This is a genomic window from Herbaspirillum rhizosphaerae (assembly GCF_001189965.1).
In the GTDB taxonomy this organism is placed as follows: Bacteria; Pseudomonadota; Gammaproteobacteria; order Burkholderiales; family Burkholderiaceae_D; genus Herbaspirillum; species Herbaspirillum rhizosphaerae.
Genome location: NZ_LFLU01000018.1, coordinates 73,976 through 87,411 on the forward strand (window position 1 = coordinate 73,976; position 13,436 = coordinate 87,411).

The window sequence follows — 13,436 nt, forward strand, 5'->3', positions numbered from 1 at the left end:
GCCATGAGCTCCGAATTTCACCAACTCTCAGAGAAAGTCGCGCAACTTGCCGCCCTGACTCAGTCATTGCGCCGCGAAAACGCCGACCTGCGTCTTAACGTCTCCGCCCTGACTACCGAGAATGCGGAATTGGCGCGGCGCATGGAAGAAGCGCATCAGCGCGTCGAAGCCTTGCTGGAAAAATTACCGGTTGCGGCGCCGACGACGCCGGCGATCAATGAAGAGGAGACAGCATGATTCAGCTCAACGTGACAATCATGGGCCACTCCTACACGCTGGCATGCAAGGAAGGCGAAGAAGCGACGCTGCAACAAGCGGTTGCCTACCTGGATGAAAAAATGTGCGTCATCCGCGACTCCGGCAAGATCAAGGGCAACGATCGCATCGCCGTCATGGCCGCGCTCGGCATTGCCGCCGAATTGCTGTCGACCCAACCCGGTGACGGACCTTTCGCCGGCCTGACGGTTGCAGAATGGAAGCAAAGCATCGCCGCCATGCATACCGTGCTGGATGAAGCATTGGCGCCGCAAGAAAATTTGTTCTGAACATATTTTTTAGCGAATTTTCTTGTCCTCCGTTTTCAATTCTTGACCTGCGGGAAACTCATTCTGCATCGCGCGCTTGTGCGCTTCCTGCTCGTCGATGTCAAGGCTTGTGCGTGAATAATTTTGTCTTGCCTCTCGCTGCGCAAATAGCCGATATTTTTACGCAAACACTTTGACAAGAATCGCGAATAGAGTAGACTTAAGTCTCCTGCCGTGTTCGCGAATGCTTATATTCCTTGAACCATTTATGTGCACAGGCTGTGGGATTTTGTTTGGTGGGCGTGAGCGTCGCTAGTCCGATGAACCCGAAATTAAACTAACTGCAGCCAACTTGAACCGCTTGGTTCAGGATGCCAGCATAGCGGCACAGGCGGGACTAGTTTCAGAAGAAAGCGACTGTAGAAATACGGTCGCTTTTTTTATGCAAAAACGCTTTGTGGGTCTTTGTAAGATCTGACGCTGTAGCAGCGTCGAGGCCGTGCATCGGCCTCATGCAGCGTTCACATTGCCTGCGGATCACAACGGCGCGTGTGCGGAGAGACTGCAAAGACGCGCACGAACAGCTCCGCGGATTGACGCCATGCGAGGATAGATGACGATCAGTCGCTGCGCTTCTTGGCCGCGGCTTTGCGCTCCTGCCCCACTTCGGCGATCGCATCCTGAAACTCGGTGACATCTTCAAAGCTCTTGTACACCGAGGCGAAGCGAATATAGGCAATCTTGTCGAGGCGCTTCAATTCGCGCATGACCAGTTCGCCGACCTGGCCCGACACGACTTCGCGCGCGCCGCTGGACAACAATTTTTCCTGGATGCTCTGAATCGCGCCGTCGACCGCTTCGGCCGACACCGGACGCTTGCGCAGCGCCAGCATCAGGCTGGCGCGCAGCTTGGCGGGATCGAACTCGCTGCGGCTGCCGTTCTTCTTGACGATGACCGGCATGGCCAGCTCGATGCGCTCGTAAGTCGTGAACCGCTTGTCGCAATTGGCGCAACGACGGCGACGACGAATCGCGTCGCCCTCTTCCGAGAGTCGCGTATCCAGCACCGGCGTGTCGTCATGATTGCAGAAGGGACATTTCATAGAGGCGAGTAGAAGCTGACTGCTGGGTTAATACCGGAGACCATCTTACTGCGCCCGCGGCCTCCATCCTTGTCGTCTCGACAAAGAGGAAGGCCGCAGGATGAAACAACAACTTTACTGCCTTGCTGCCGACCGGACTTGCGCCCGATGTGTACGATTAAGCAGCATAGACCGGGAATGCGTCGGTCAATTTCTTGACTTCGACCTTCACGCGCTCGATGGTGGCGGCGTCATGCGGATTGTCCAGCACGTCGGCGATCAGGTTGGCGACCTTTTCCGCTTCCGCTTCCTTGAAACCGCGTGTGGTCATCGCCGGGCTGCCCAGACGGATACCGGAAGTCACGAATGGCTTCTCAGGATCGTTAGGAATGCCGTTCTTGTTGCATGTCATGTGCGCAGCACCGAGGATGGCTTCGGCTTCTTTGCCGGTCAGATTCTTCGGACGCAGATCCACCAGCATTACGTGCGACTCGGTGCGACCGGAGACGATGCGCAGACCACGCTTGATCAGCGTCTTGGCCAATACATCGGCGTTCTTCACGACTTGCTGTTGGTAGGCCTTGAATTCCGGCGACAGCGCTTCCTTGAATGCCATGGCCTTGGCGGCGATGACGTGCATCAGCGGACCGCCCTGGATGCCCGGGAAGATCGCGGAGTTGATGGCCTTCTCGTGCTCGGCCTTCATCAGGATCACGCCGCCGCGCGGACCGCGCAGCGACTTGTGCGTGGTCGATGTGACGAAGTCGGCGAACGGCACCGGGTTCGGATACACGCCGGCAGCGATCAGACCGGCGTAGTGCGCCATGTCGACCATGAAGTAAGCGCCGACTTCCTTGGCGATCTTGGCGAAACGTTCGAAGTCGATGCGCAGGGCGTAAGCGGAGGCGCCGGCGATGATCAGCTTCGGTTTCTTTTCACGCGCCAGTGCTTCCATGGCTTCGTAGTCGATTTCTTCCTTGTCGTTCAGGCCGTAGGAAACGACGTTGAACCACTTGCCGGACATGTTCAATGCCATGCCGTGGGTCAGGTGGCCGCCTTCCGCCAGCGACATGCCCATGATGGTGTCGCCCGGTTTGAGCATGGCGAAGAACACGCCCTGATTCGCTTGCGAGCCGGAGTTCGGCTGCACGTTGGCGGCTTCGGCGCCGAACAGTTGCTTGAGGCGGTCGATGGCCAGTTGCTCGGCCATGTCGACGAATTCGCAACCGCCGTAGTAACGCTTGCCCGGATAGCCTTCAGCGTACTTGTTGGTGAGCTGGGTGCCCTGGGCTTCCATGACTGCCGGCGACGTGTAGTTTTCGGAAGCGATCAGCTCGATGTGCTCTTGCTGACGGACGTTTTCTTTCTGGATGACCGACCACAGTTCCGGATCGATACTCGCGATGGTGTGATTCTTTGCAAACATGATTTCTCCAATGGATGAGGATGCGCCTGAAGGCATGTCAGTTCGGCGCGCCCAAAAGCAAAAACACAATGGGCAAAGCCGACTTGACTGACTTCCAAATCGAATGAGGGCCAAAAATAAAAGGGAATTGCAGGCAGCCTCAGTCGTACGTTCTCCATTCAGGGCTGCCCAGGCGCACGGCTAATGAAATCTCACGCTTCCCGATGGATACCCATCTTGTGCCGGAACAAGGTCCCGGTTTTTCGCCAGTTACGTGAGACGAAATGGTCTGCCCATTGTAAGTGAAGGCTTAAATTTCGGCAAGATTTGCGTCTGCCGCCATGCGTGAAAATGTTGCATCGCACGCCGCCTCTCGCCGCAGCCCGCTTTGGGCTACAATTTCGGGTTGTTGATGCAGACAGGCATTGACCAGACACCAACACGGAGAACATACAATGATCGTCTTGATTACAGGTGCAACAGCTGGTTTCGGCGCAGAAATGGCACGCAAGTTCGTGCAAAATGGTCACAAAGTCATCGCCACAGGCCGCCGCAAGGACCGCCTCGACGCCCTCGCCGGCGAATTCGGCGACAACAAGGTGCTGCCGCTGGTGCTGGACGTGACCGACAAGGCTTCCATCAAATCCGCGCTCGCCAGCCTGCCGCAAGGCTGGCAAGACATCGACGTGCTGATCAACAATGCCGGCCTCGCGCTGGGCCTGGAACCGGCGCATCAGGTCGCGCTGGAAGACTGGGAAACCATGATCGACACCAACGTCAAGGGCCTGGTGACCGTCACGCATCACATCCTGCCGAACATGGTCAAGCGCGGCACCGGCACCATCATCAACCTGGGTTCGATCGCCGGCGCTTATCCGTATCCGGGCGGCAATGTATACGGCGCCACCAAGGCCTTCGTGGATCAGTTCACGCTGAATCTGCGCGCCGACCTGGTCGGCACCGGCGTACGCGCCACCAACCTGGCTCCCGGCCTGTGCGGCGGCACCGAGTTCTCCAACGTGCGCTTCAAGGGCAACGACAGCGCGGCCGCCAAGGTGTATGAAGGCACCACGCCGCTGACCGCAGAAGATATCGCGGAAGCCGCTTTCTGGGTCGCCACCCTGCCGGCGCACGTCAACATCAACTACATCGAACTGATGCCAACTTGCCAAGGTTTTGGCGCGATGAACATCAAGCGCACTCAATAAAACACCGCAGATGTCCGAGTTAACCAATAAGAACAATATGAGCAGCAACAGCGTCGATGGCAATAGCAGCGACGCCTTCGCCTGGCCGGTGCGGGTCTACTACGAAGACACCGACACCGGCGGCGTGGTGTTTTACGCCAACTACCTCAAGTTCTTTGAGCGCGCGCGCACCGAGTGGCTGCGCGCGCTGGGCTATTCCCAACAAGCACTGGCCGAATCTGCGGGCCTGATCTTCGTGGTCAAGAACACCGCCGTGGATTACTTTGCACCGGCGCGCCTCGACGATGAACTGAAATTGACAGTCGTGGTCGAACAGTTCCGCAACGCCTCGCTGGCCTTCGTCCAGGAAGCGTGGCGTATCAAGGGAACATCGCAGGGAACAGAACAAACATTACTGGCGCGCGGCCGTATCACCATCGTCTGCGTCGACGCGGCGAGCTTCCGGCCTCAGGCCATTCCGGAAGAAATGCTGGCGCGCTTCAAGGGAAATTTATAATTCGCCATCTATTCGACATCTGCACAGCTTGCGCGTCAAGCTTGCACATCAAGCCCGGAAGCCATGACCGCAGCGGTATCTTTACACCTGCCGCAACGGGATTGAAAAAATTTGCACGTACAATTGACCATCTCTGACCGAACCTCCGACCCTCAATCCCCATGAATGTCACTCAAGATCTATCCTTCGTTACCCTGATCGCCAATGCCTCCGTCATTGTGCAACTTGTCATGTTGCTGTTGCTGTCGGCGTCGATTTTCAGCTGGACTTACATCTTCCGCAAGATGTTCACAATCCGCAGCTCGCGCATCCAGACCGAAGAGTTCGAGCGTTCGTTCTGGTCCGGCGGCAATCTGATTGCGCTGTATCAGGACACCCTGTCCAACCGTCGCAAGGGCAGCGGCCACGGCGGCGCGCTGGAACGCATCTTCCAGGCCGGCATGGGCGAATTCAACAAAGCCAAGGCGCAGGTCGGCAAAGGCGCGACGATCGATTCCACCGGCTTGCTGGACGGCGCCCGCCGCGCCATGCGCGCAGCCTACCAGCGTGAAATGGACGCGCTGGAATCGCATCTGGCCTTCCTGGCCTCGGTCGGTTCGGTGTCGCCTTACGTCGGCCTGTTCGGCACCGTGTGGGGCATCATGAATGCCTTCCGCGGCCTTGCCAATGTGCAACAAGCGACACTCGCTGCGGTTGCGCCCGGTATTGCCGAAGCGCTGATCGCGACCGCGATTGGTCTCTTTGCAGCGATTCCTGCCGTGATTGCCTACAACCGCTACTCGCACGACATCGACCGCCTGGCGATCCGCTTTGAAAGCTTCATCGAAGAATTCTCCAATATCTTGCAACGTCAGGCACGCTAATGGCAGGTTCATCCATGCGCGGGGGACGCACCCGCAAGTTCAAATCGGAAATCAACGTCGTGCCTTACATCGACGTGATGCTGGTGCTGCTGATCATCTTCATGGTGGCCGCACCGGTGAACGACCCGAGCGTCATCAACCTGCCGACCGCCGGCAAGTCGACCGTGCCGCCCAACGAATACATCGAAATCGCCCTCAAGCCCGACGCCAAGGCCACCATCAAGGTCAACGGCCCCAAGCGCGGCGAGACGCAGACGGCAAGCAGTCGCAACGATCTGGCGCAAAAACTGCAGGCCTTGCATGCGGACAGCCCCGACATGCCGGTGATGATTTCCGCCGACAAAGACATCAAGTACGACGAAGTGATTCAGGCCATTGCGTCCGCCAAGAAGCTGGGCATCACACGCGTGGGACTGGCAACGAAGTAATATGAGCTCTCCTTACCAAGTACCGAGACAACCGGGTCGCTGGCGCGCCATCGCACTGGCGGTGGTGGTCCACATGGCCTTGCTGGCTTTCCTCTGGTTCGGCATCAGCTGGCAGAGCCAGACGCCGCTGACCGTGGAAGCGGAGATCTGGGATCCGACCGTCAAGGAAGCCGCCCCGCTGCCGCAACCCGAGCCGGAACCGGAACCACCGAAACCGACGCCGGAACCCGTCCCTGAACCAGTCAAGCCGCCACCGCCACCGAAGGTCGAAGAACCTCCCGTGGTGAAGCCGGATATCGCACTGGAAAAAGAGAAGGAAAAGAAGCGCAAAGAAGCGGAAAAGAAAGATCGCGAAGAGAAGGCGAAAGAAGCCAAGCTCGAGCGTGAAAAAGAAGATCAGCTGAAGAAGGAAAAGCAGGAGAAGCTGGACGCCGACAAGAAACTCGCCAAGCAGAAGGAAGACGCCGAAGCGAAGAAGAAAGCCGAAGCCGACAAACTCGCTGCCGAGAAGAAACAGAAACAGCAAGCCGCCGACAACAAGGCTGCCGAGCAACGTCGCCAGGACGATCTGAAACGCATGATGGGCCAGGCCACCAGCAATAGCGGCGGCACCGGTACCGCAGCCAAATCGCAAGGTCCGATCGGCGCGGCAGACTACGGCCGCAAGCTGGGCGCGAAGATCCGCTCCAACACCATCTTCGACGTGCCCGGCGAATTGAGCGCGAACCCGGCGGTAGAATACACTGTCGAACTGCTGCCAGACGGGACCGTACGCAGCATCCGCAAGAACAGAACATCCGGCATTCCGGGCTTTGACGAAGCAGTTCTGCAAGCGATCAACAAATCGCAACCTTTCCCTCCAGACAAGGATGGCCGGGTGCCGAACAGCTTTACTTTCACCCATTTACCGAAAGATCAGTAAACGATGACAATGAGGATGATGAAAAACTCACGCGACCTGCCACTTGGTTTTCGCCGCCTGACAGGCATTGCCCTGACCGTTGCCGGCATCGCCATGGCGCCTGCCTCGCATGCAGAATTGCGCTTTGAAATTTCCGGCGTCGGCGCCAGCCAGATCCCGGTCGCCATCGCATCCTTCCCGGGCGAAGAAGGCGCGCCGCAACAGATCACCAACATCATCAGGGCCGACCTGACGCGCAGCGGCATATTCAAACTGATCGACAACAGCGACTCGCTGTCGGACTCTTCCACCATCAATTACGGCGACTGGAAAAACCGCGGCGCCAACGCGCTGGCGGTAGGCAGCGTGCAGCGCCTGGCCGACGGCCGCTTCGATGTGCGCTATCGCCTGTTCGACACCATCAAGGCGGCGCAATTGTCGGCGCTGTCGTTCGGCAGCCAGCCGCAACTGATCCGCCTGACCGCACACAAGATCGCCGACGACATCTATGAAAAACTGACCGGCATCCCCGGCATCTTCTCAACGCGCATTGCCTATGTGACACGTTCCGGCAAGGAATACCGCCTGGAAGTGGCCGATGCGGACGGCGAAGGCGTACAGGTCGCGCTGCGCTCCAACGAACCGATCATTTCGCCGGCCTGGTCGCCGGACGGCGGCAAGGTGGCGTATGTTTCCTTCGAAGCCAAGAAACCGGTCATCTACATCCAGAACCTCGTGACGCGCCAGCGCACGCTGGTGGCCAACTTCAAGGGCAGCAACTCGGCCCCCGCATGGGCGCCCGACGGTTCGCGCCTGGCTGTGGCATTGACGCGTGACGGCCTGACCCAGGTCTACATCATCAACGCCGACGGCAGCGGCCTGCGCCGCCTGACCAACACCGCCGGCATCGATACCGAACCGCGCTTCTCGCCGGACGGCAATTATGTCTACTTCACCAGCGACCGCAGCGGCGGCCCGCAGATCTACAAGGTCAGCCCCAACGGCGGCGAAGCCCAGCGCGTGACTTTCGGCGGCAGCTACAACATCAGCCCGCGCATTTCTCCGGACGGCAAGACTTTGGCGTTTATTTCGCGCCGGGAAGGCAAATTCCAGCTCTACGCGCTGGATTTGACCAACGGTCAGGAACAACGCCTGTCCGACACCGTCAAAGATGAGTCGCCCAGCTTCTCGCCAAACGGCAAATACATCATGTACGCGACGGAATCAGGCCGTCGCGGGTCTTTGGCCATCGTTTCCACCGATGGCCGGATCAAACAGCGCTTAACAACCCAGGTCGGCGATGTCAGGGAGCCAACCTGGGGGCCGTTCATGAAATAAACAATTATTCACATTCATTCACGACACAAGGAGTTTCAGATGCGCACATTCAGTTCTTTTGCAATCGTTCTTTCGGCAGCAGTGCTGCTGGCGGCATGCTCGTCCACCAAACTGGACGACAAAAACGCACCGGTGGAAGCCCGCGCCACAACCGGCACTACTGAGGGCGCAGATCCACGCGCAGTCAACACCGTCAACGCCGGTTCCGACCCGCTGAACGATCCGCAAGGCGTCCTCGCCAAGCGCAGCGTCTACTTCGACTATGACAGCTACTCGGTCAAGGAAGAGTTCCGTCCTGTGGTCGAAGCACATGCCAAATACCTGAACTCGCACAAGGATCGCAAGGTCATCATCCAGGGCAATACCGATGATCGCGGCGGCACCGAGTACAACCTGGCCCTGGGTCAGAAGCGTGCAGAAGCAGTCCGCAAGGCCCTGGTCCTGCTGGGCGTCTCCGATGCGCAAGTTGAAGCCGTTTCCTTCGGCAAGGAAAAGCCGAAGGCATTGGGCAGCGACGAAGCAGCATGGGCTGAAAACCGCCGCGCTGATATCGCTTACCAATAAGACCTATGCGCACTTCCCTGAAAACCAAGTTCAAATCGGTTTCTGCAGCGGCCATGCTGGCCGCTGTCGCGTGCCTGCCGATGACAGCGCACGCGGGCTTGTTTGACGATGACGAAGCGCGCAAGGCCATCCTCGATCTGCGCAACAAAGTCGATAGCCTGCAAAAGGATATGGTCAACAAATCGGACAAGAACAGCGCGCTGAGCCTGTCCGATCAAAACGACCAGCTCCGCCAGGAAATCGCCAGACTGCGCGGCCAGATCGAAGTGCTGACCAATGAACTGTCCAACACGCAGCAACGCCAGAAAGACTTTTACGTCGATCTGGATGCGCGCCTGCGCAAGCTGGAACCGCAAAAAATCACGATTGACGGCAAGGAAGCCAGCGTCGATCTGAATGAGCAAAAATCCTATGACGCCGCACTGAACCTGTTCAAGGGCGGCGACTACAAGGGTGCCGGCGCTGCGTTCAGCGACTTCCTGAAGCGTTATCCGCAATCCGGTTACGCGCCATCGGCGCAATACTGGGTGGGCAACGCACTGTATGCGCAGCGCGACTACAAGGGCGCCATCGCAGCACAGCAGGTAGTGGTGAAGAATTACCCGGACAGTCCGAAGGTGGCCGACGCCATGCTCAACATCGGCAGCTCGTACATCGAGTTGAAGGACAAGGCAGCGGCGAAAAAATCGTTGGATGCGCTGATTGCGAAGTATCCGGAAAGCCCGGCGGCCCAGACAGGTAAAGAAAAACTGGCAACATTGAAATAGCGCCTTGAAATATTTCCCCTACCTGTTTGACACGATCGATCGATATTGCATATAATAGCGGTCTTTCGGGTCGTTAGCTCAGTTGGTAGAGCAGCGGACTTTTAATCCGTTGGTCGCAGGTTCGAGTCCCGCACGGCCTACCAGAAATTCGCAGTAGATAAAAAGGGTTCCAAGCCATTGGAGCCCTTTTTGTTTTTCCCATTCCTTGTTTCGTTATTCGCAACACGTCGCCATCGGCAACGCGTCCTCGCGGCGCGCATAGCCACCGCATATACGCTGTCGACCCGCACACCTTACGGTTACTGCCGATGCTAACGAAAATCAGGCAGAACCTTTATTCCATAGTATTTGGCAAATGTCGCGCGATAAGAGTCTTTGAACCATTGCGGCGATGAGGCCGTAGGAAACGGCCTGACCGGCATTGGTATCGCATCGAGATCAAATCCTGTGGTGATGGCATCTGTGCTGCCGGCGGCGACTGCCGCATAGACTCTTCCTGCCTGGACCGATGCAATCGAGTCCTTTTCCACATGATCAAAAAAGAAATAAATCAGCCTGGAAAACAGCACGATGAGCACCAATGCCAATACAGGCTGAAACCTGGGCGCCCTGGAAGCCAAACGAGCAACGGATATCCCTACGAGATAGACCAACGCAAGTTTTCCCACCAACATCAGATCTCCCCAAGGATAGGATTCCATATCGAAGTAGTTGGTATTGGATTTGGCGGATATCAAATAAGTGGAAATCAAGACAGCCGCGCCGAGATAGAGTGCAAAGTAAAAACCATATGCAAAATCACTCTCGCGCTCCGGCTTTCTGCGCGCTTTAAGCACCAGAACTGCCACGCACAAGAGCAGCAGGACAATACCGATCGGCATCATTCTGGACTCGAGGAAGAACCGTATGCCGCCAACAAAATTGGCGCTTGCCACTCCCTTGGAACGATCCGAAAAAAGCACCGTGATCAACAGCGAAATCGATCCGAAAAACAAATTGATCAACAATAACCTGGAATAGCTATTTTGTTTAAGATGCGTCCAGAGTCTGGCGGGGTTCAAGCCGGTATTGGCTTTCATCTCCAGTAACAGCAAGAAGAGGCTAAAGATGAAAATAGTCAGCGTAAATGATTCGAGCGAAAAATTGCAGAGATAGGACAGGAACAGAAAACCGGTAAATGCCGAATCGCTGAGTTTTCTTTCCTTTGCCTCAAACGTCATTTTCAGCAAAACAAATGTCAGAAATCCCGGCAGTTGATAGCAAATGAAATGAACCTGATTTTTCCAGAAAAAAACTTGAAGAGTGACCACCGCGAAGAAGAGGCTGAACATCAGCTTGAACCCGCGGTTAGTTTCGGGGGCCGCCGCCTTCTTCAGAAAATAGGAAAAGCTGCAGGTCACGAAAACCGCAAAAAAACTTGCGGATACAAGCTTGTACAACGTGAAAAAGCTGACTTTTATAATTCCGTTTATCGAGAAAAACGTAAAACTGAAAATGGAAGAGAAAAGTGTTCGCCCATAAATGTCGATGATGCGATTGGGCGTCCAGGCCGAATGAAACTTCGGTGCCAGAACACCGTGCAACGCAGAAGCAAAATGAACCACGTCGTCGCCGTTCATGATTGCCACATCAAAAACAGCCCACCAGGCAAACAAAAACACACATCCCAGCATTACTCTGTCGAACGAAATATTCTTTGTACTCATCGGCCGTCCCAATTAGCAGAAGACAACTTTACAGCGCGAGTCGTACTTTAAAGTCGTCTCGCCTGACATCTTGTCATCCAAATGTAAAATCAGATGCCATGATAAGGGAGCGGCCCTGATTTGAGTTCGCTTATTGTGCGTCTGCCAATCCCGGGGCTGATGACAATCAGTCGCCGGAGAAGCAAAAAAAAAGCCCCCGAACTTTGCAGGTCGGGGGCTGAATCCAATCCGGGGAGGAGTTGGAGGAGACGGGTTCACTTTATCGCAGCGCACCATGCGTCTCCAGAACAATTACACAATGACACATTCTCAACACTTTGATTACAGCTGACAGCATCGCCAACTTTTGTAAAAGACTTTAACCGTCCTTGCAATTTCAGTGTCGATGAACAATAATAGATGAGAATTATTCTCATCTAAAGAATTTCACCTCCGCCGGCCCTCCGCTTGCTTGTGTTGTTTGTTTCTCCCCCCACCTCAAGCGCCCGCCGACATGCCGTCTTTTTCTTTGGATGCCCTGCCGCGGCGACTTGGATATCGGCAACCCGCCCCCACATGGGTCGGAATCGCTCGGGACCGGCATGTCGTGCCGCCGCTCACTCTGCAATACAGCAATAACGAAGAAGGAAAGATCATGATGCGTCTGCGCCCTTTCGACGATCAGCAACTCCCCAACCTGACAGACGTGCAACGCATTGCGCTGCACCCGCAAGCCACCCGCCTGCACAACGAGTTCGCACCGCTGCTCAACCGCCTGGCGGCGCTCGGCAACCTGACGGAAGTCACACGCAATTCGTCTGCCCTGCTGGAAAAAGACAATGTCAGCGGCGCGCTCTATGTGAAGAACGAAATCGAATTCGCCCCTGCAGAAGCCATGCACTTGCGCATCTTCTATCCGCAATGGGAACACGGCTACGCGCTGGAAGAACACGACGAATGCAGCGGCAACAAGCAGCACAGCTTCCAGTTCTTCGATCGCTACGGCAATATGCTGCACAAGATCGTCCTGCGCGAGAACGACGATATCCTGGCCTTCAGGCAGCTCGTCAGCGAACATGCCGCCGCCGACCAGAGCTCGCCGCTGCAAGTGGTGCATCCGCGCGAAGACAAGGCTGACGTCCGCAAGGAAATCGATGTCGATGCACTGCGCGCCGACTGGGCGCACACGCACAACCACAACGACTTCGTCCAGCGCCAGGAAGCCTTCGACCAGCAGCGCCTGCGCAAGCTACGGCTGGCCGGCAAGGCCTTCGCCTATCAGGTCGCCAACGATTCGGCCCGCATCATCCTGCAGCGCATGACGGAATTCGGCACTGCCATCATGGCGCAGGTCGGCAATGCCGGCATCGTGCAGGCCTACTACGGCAAGATCAAGAACATCGGCATCAAGGATTCGCGCCTGAAGATCATGAACTCGGGTTTTCGCATGCTGCTGCGCGAAGACCATATCGATTCAATCTGGGTCGCAAAGAAACCGACGACCGACGGCATCATCACCTCGCTGGAACTGTTCAATCGCCAGGGCATGCATATCGCCAGCTTCCTCAGCAAGAAAGACAACGGCCAGCCGGAACCGCGCGAGTGGCGCGAATCGATCATGCGCCTGATGCCGATCTTCGGCGTTTAAAGCAAGGCCTAAGCGGTTCTTCGCATCGAAAAACTGCCGCGTCGCTCCCCGCCCGAGGCCGGCAGGCGCAGAACAATTACAATACCCGCAAATCAATTCAGGGAATCACTCATGAGCGAACGTCTTCTCGTCATCCTGGCAGGCCTCAACATGTTCATCGCGGTCGGCGCCGGCGCTTTCGGCGCGCACGGACTGAAACAGATCCTCGACGCCGACATGCTGGCGATCTGGCAAACCGCCGTCATCTACCAAATGGTGCATGCACTGGGCATGTTTGCCGTGGCCTTGCTGATTCCAAAGTTCGGGTCGGCCATCCTGGGCTGGGCAGGCAGCGCCATGTTCATCGGCATCGTGATTTTCAGCGGCAGCCTCTATGTGCTGGCCTTGAGCGGCATCCGCTTCCTCGGCGCAATCACGCCGATCGGGGGACTGGCCTTCCTGGCCGGCTGGCTGCTGGTGGCGTGGGCTGCCTACAAGGCGCAGTAAGCTTGCTGCGCTTTGCAATCTTCTTTGCAAAAGCAAAAAGC

General features: G+C 56.7%; 15 protein-coding genes, 1 tRNA gene, 1 other RNA gene and 1 riboswitch. Of the genes, 14 read left to right on the plus strand and 3 right to left on the minus strand.

The annotated features are described in order from the left end of the window. Nucleotides 1–3 precede the first annotated feature (3 nt). From AKL25_RS20020 to ssrS, 3 genes are all read left to right on the plus strand, one after another. On the plus strand, nt 4–237 hold the full coding sequence (locus AKL25_RS20020; RefSeq protein ID WP_050479475.1) for a BRLZ domain containing protein: 234 nt from the start codon (nt 4–6) through the stop codon (nt 235–237). After that, nucleotides 234–545, plus strand: coding sequence for a cell division protein ZapA (locus AKL25_RS20025; protein ID WP_050479476.1), 312 nt, complete (start codon nt 234–236; stop codon nt 543–545). The genes AKL25_RS20020 and AKL25_RS20025 overlap by 4 nt, the downstream gene beginning before the upstream one ends. Before the next feature lie 202 nt (nt 546–747). After that, a non-coding RNA gene (ssrS, locus tag AKL25_RS23910) (6S RNA) lies at nt 748–926 on the plus strand. 218 nt (nt 927–1,144) lie between these two features. Here the strand turns inward: ssrS and nrdR are convergent. After that, nucleotides 1,145–1,627: a transcriptional regulator NrdR gene (gene nrdR, locus AKL25_RS20030; protein WP_050479477.1), complete on the minus strand. Its 483-nt coding sequence runs from the start codon at nt 1,625–1,627 to the stop codon at nt 1,145–1,147. Nucleotides 1,628–1,784: 157 nt separating this feature from the next. Further along, nucleotides 1,785–3,032: a serine hydroxymethyltransferase gene (glyA, locus tag AKL25_RS20035; RefSeq protein ID WP_050479478.1), complete on the minus strand. Its 1,248-nt coding sequence runs from the start codon at nt 3,030–3,032 to the stop codon at nt 1,785–1,787. 159 nt (nt 3,033–3,191) lie between these two features. Beyond that, nucleotides 3,192–3,295: riboswitch (ZMP/ZTP riboswitch) on the minus strand. 171 nt (nt 3,296–3,466) lie between these two features. Between glyA and AKL25_RS20040 the strand changes: the two genes are divergently transcribed. The 9 genes from AKL25_RS20040 (at nt 3,467) to AKL25_RS20080 (ending at nt 9,719) form a co-directional block, all read left to right on the plus strand. Beyond that, entirely contained in the window at nt 3,467–4,219 is a 753-nt protein-coding gene (locus tag AKL25_RS20040; RefSeq protein WP_050479479.1) for an SDR family oxidoreductase, read from the plus strand. A 37-nt stretch (nt 4,220–4,256) separates the two neighbouring features. Beyond that, complete coding sequence (ybgC, locus tag AKL25_RS20045) at nt 4,257–4,715, plus strand: tol-pal system-associated acyl-CoA thioesterase (RefSeq protein ID WP_050479480.1); 459 nt, start codon at nt 4,257–4,259, stop codon at nt 4,713–4,715. A 161-nt stretch (nt 4,716–4,876) separates the two neighbouring features. Next, complete coding sequence (gene tolQ / locus AKL25_RS20050) at nt 4,877–5,578, plus strand: protein TolQ (RefSeq protein WP_050479481.1); 702 nt, start codon at nt 4,877–4,879, stop codon at nt 5,576–5,578. Then, nucleotides 5,578–6,006 carry an ExbD/TolR family protein gene (locus tag AKL25_RS20055; RefSeq protein WP_050479482.1) on the plus strand — a complete coding sequence of 143 codons (429 nt, stop codon included), beginning with the start codon at nt 5,578–5,580 and terminating at the stop codon, nt 6,004–6,006. Before tolQ ends, AKL25_RS20055 begins: the two co-directional genes overlap by 1 nt. Before the next feature lies 1 nt (nt 6,007). After that, a complete protein-coding gene (gene tolA, locus AKL25_RS20060) occupies nt 6,008–6,928 on the plus strand; it encodes a cell envelope integrity protein TolA (protein WP_050479483.1) in 921 nt (306 codons plus the stop codon). Nucleotides 6,929–6,943: 15 nt separating this feature from the next. Continuing rightward, nucleotides 6,944–8,245, plus strand: a complete 1,302-nt coding sequence (gene tolB / locus AKL25_RS20065) for a Tol-Pal system beta propeller repeat protein TolB (protein WP_420840724.1) — start codon at nt 6,944–6,946, stop codon at nt 8,243–8,245. A gap of 39 nt (nt 8,246–8,284) precedes the next feature. After that, nucleotides 8,285–8,809, plus strand: coding sequence for a peptidoglycan-associated lipoprotein Pal (gene pal, locus AKL25_RS20070; RefSeq protein WP_050479485.1), 525 nt, complete (start codon nt 8,285–8,287; stop codon nt 8,807–8,809). 5 nt (nt 8,810–8,814) lie between these two features. Continuing rightward, nucleotides 8,815–9,576: a tol-pal system protein YbgF gene (gene ybgF, locus AKL25_RS20075; RefSeq protein ID WP_050479486.1), complete on the plus strand. Its 762-nt coding sequence runs from the start codon at nt 8,815–8,817 to the stop codon at nt 9,574–9,576. 67 nt (nt 9,577–9,643) lie between these two features. Beyond that, nucleotides 9,644–9,719 (plus strand) — tRNA-Lys (locus AKL25_RS20080). Between the two features lie 168 nt (nt 9,720–9,887). Here AKL25_RS20080 and AKL25_RS20085 read toward each other — a convergent pair. Continuing rightward, nucleotides 9,888–11,282, minus strand: a complete 1,395-nt coding sequence (locus AKL25_RS20085) for a hypothetical protein (protein ID WP_157050710.1) — start codon at nt 11,280–11,282, stop codon at nt 9,888–9,890. A gap of 634 nt (nt 11,283–11,916) precedes the next feature. Here AKL25_RS20085 and AKL25_RS20090 point away from each other — a divergent pair. Next, nucleotides 11,917–12,909: a ChuX/HutX family heme-like substrate-binding protein gene (locus AKL25_RS20090; protein WP_050479509.1), complete on the plus strand. Its 993-nt coding sequence runs from the start codon at nt 11,917–11,919 to the stop codon at nt 12,907–12,909. A gap of 111 nt (nt 12,910–13,020) precedes the next feature. Beyond that, nucleotides 13,021–13,395, plus strand: coding sequence for a DUF423 domain-containing protein (locus AKL25_RS20095; protein WP_050479488.1), 375 nt, complete (start codon nt 13,021–13,023; stop codon nt 13,393–13,395). Nucleotides 13,396–13,436: the final 41 nt, after the last annotated feature.

Bases quoted from the DNA above. Each gene is read 5' to 3' on its own strand.
- ybgF (WP_050479486.1), top strand. From the start codon at position 8,815: ATGCGCACTTCCCTGAAAACCAAGTTCAAATCGGTTTCTGCAGCGGCC.
- AKL25_RS20095 (WP_050479488.1), top strand. From the start codon at position 13,021: ATGAGCGAACGTCTTCTCGTCATCCTGGCAGGCCTCAACATGTTCATC.
- ybgC (WP_050479480.1), top strand. From the start codon at position 4,257: ATGAGCAGCAACAGCGTCGATGGCAATAGCAGCGACGCCTTCGCCTGG.
- AKL25_RS20090 (WP_050479509.1), top strand. From the start codon at position 11,917: ATGATGCGTCTGCGCCCTTTCGACGATCAGCAACTCCCCAACCTGACA.
- tolA (WP_050479483.1), top strand. From the start codon at position 6,008: ATGAGCTCTCCTTACCAAGTACCGAGACAACCGGGTCGCTGGCGCGCC.
- pal (WP_050479485.1), top strand. From the start codon at position 8,285: ATGCGCACATTCAGTTCTTTTGCAATCGTTCTTTCGGCAGCAGTGCTG.
- glyA (WP_050479478.1), bottom strand. From the start codon at position 3,032: ATGTTTGCAAAGAATCACACCATCGCGAGTATCGATCCGGAACTGTGG.
- AKL25_RS20040 (WP_050479479.1), top strand. From the start codon at position 3,467: ATGATCGTCTTGATTACAGGTGCAACAGCTGGTTTCGGCGCAGAAATG.
- AKL25_RS20085 (WP_157050710.1), bottom strand. From the start codon at position 11,282: ATGAGTACAAAGAATATTTCGTTCGACAGAGTAATGCTGGGATGTGTG.
- AKL25_RS20025 (WP_050479476.1), top strand. From the start codon at position 234: ATGATTCAGCTCAACGTGACAATCATGGGCCACTCCTACACGCTGGCA.
- AKL25_RS20020 (WP_050479475.1), top strand. From the start codon at position 4: ATGAGCTCCGAATTTCACCAACTCTCAGAGAAAGTCGCGCAACTTGCC.
- nrdR (WP_050479477.1), bottom strand. From the start codon at position 1,627: ATGAAATGTCCCTTCTGCAATCATGACGACACGCCGGTGCTGGATACG.
- AKL25_RS20055 (WP_050479482.1), top strand. From the start codon at position 5,578: ATGGCAGGTTCATCCATGCGCGGGGGACGCACCCGCAAGTTCAAATCG.
- tolQ (WP_050479481.1), top strand. From the start codon at position 4,877: ATGAATGTCACTCAAGATCTATCCTTCGTTACCCTGATCGCCAATGCC.
- tolB (WP_420840724.1), top strand. From the start codon at position 6,944: ATGATGAAAAACTCACGCGACCTGCCACTTGGTTTTCGCCGCCTGACA.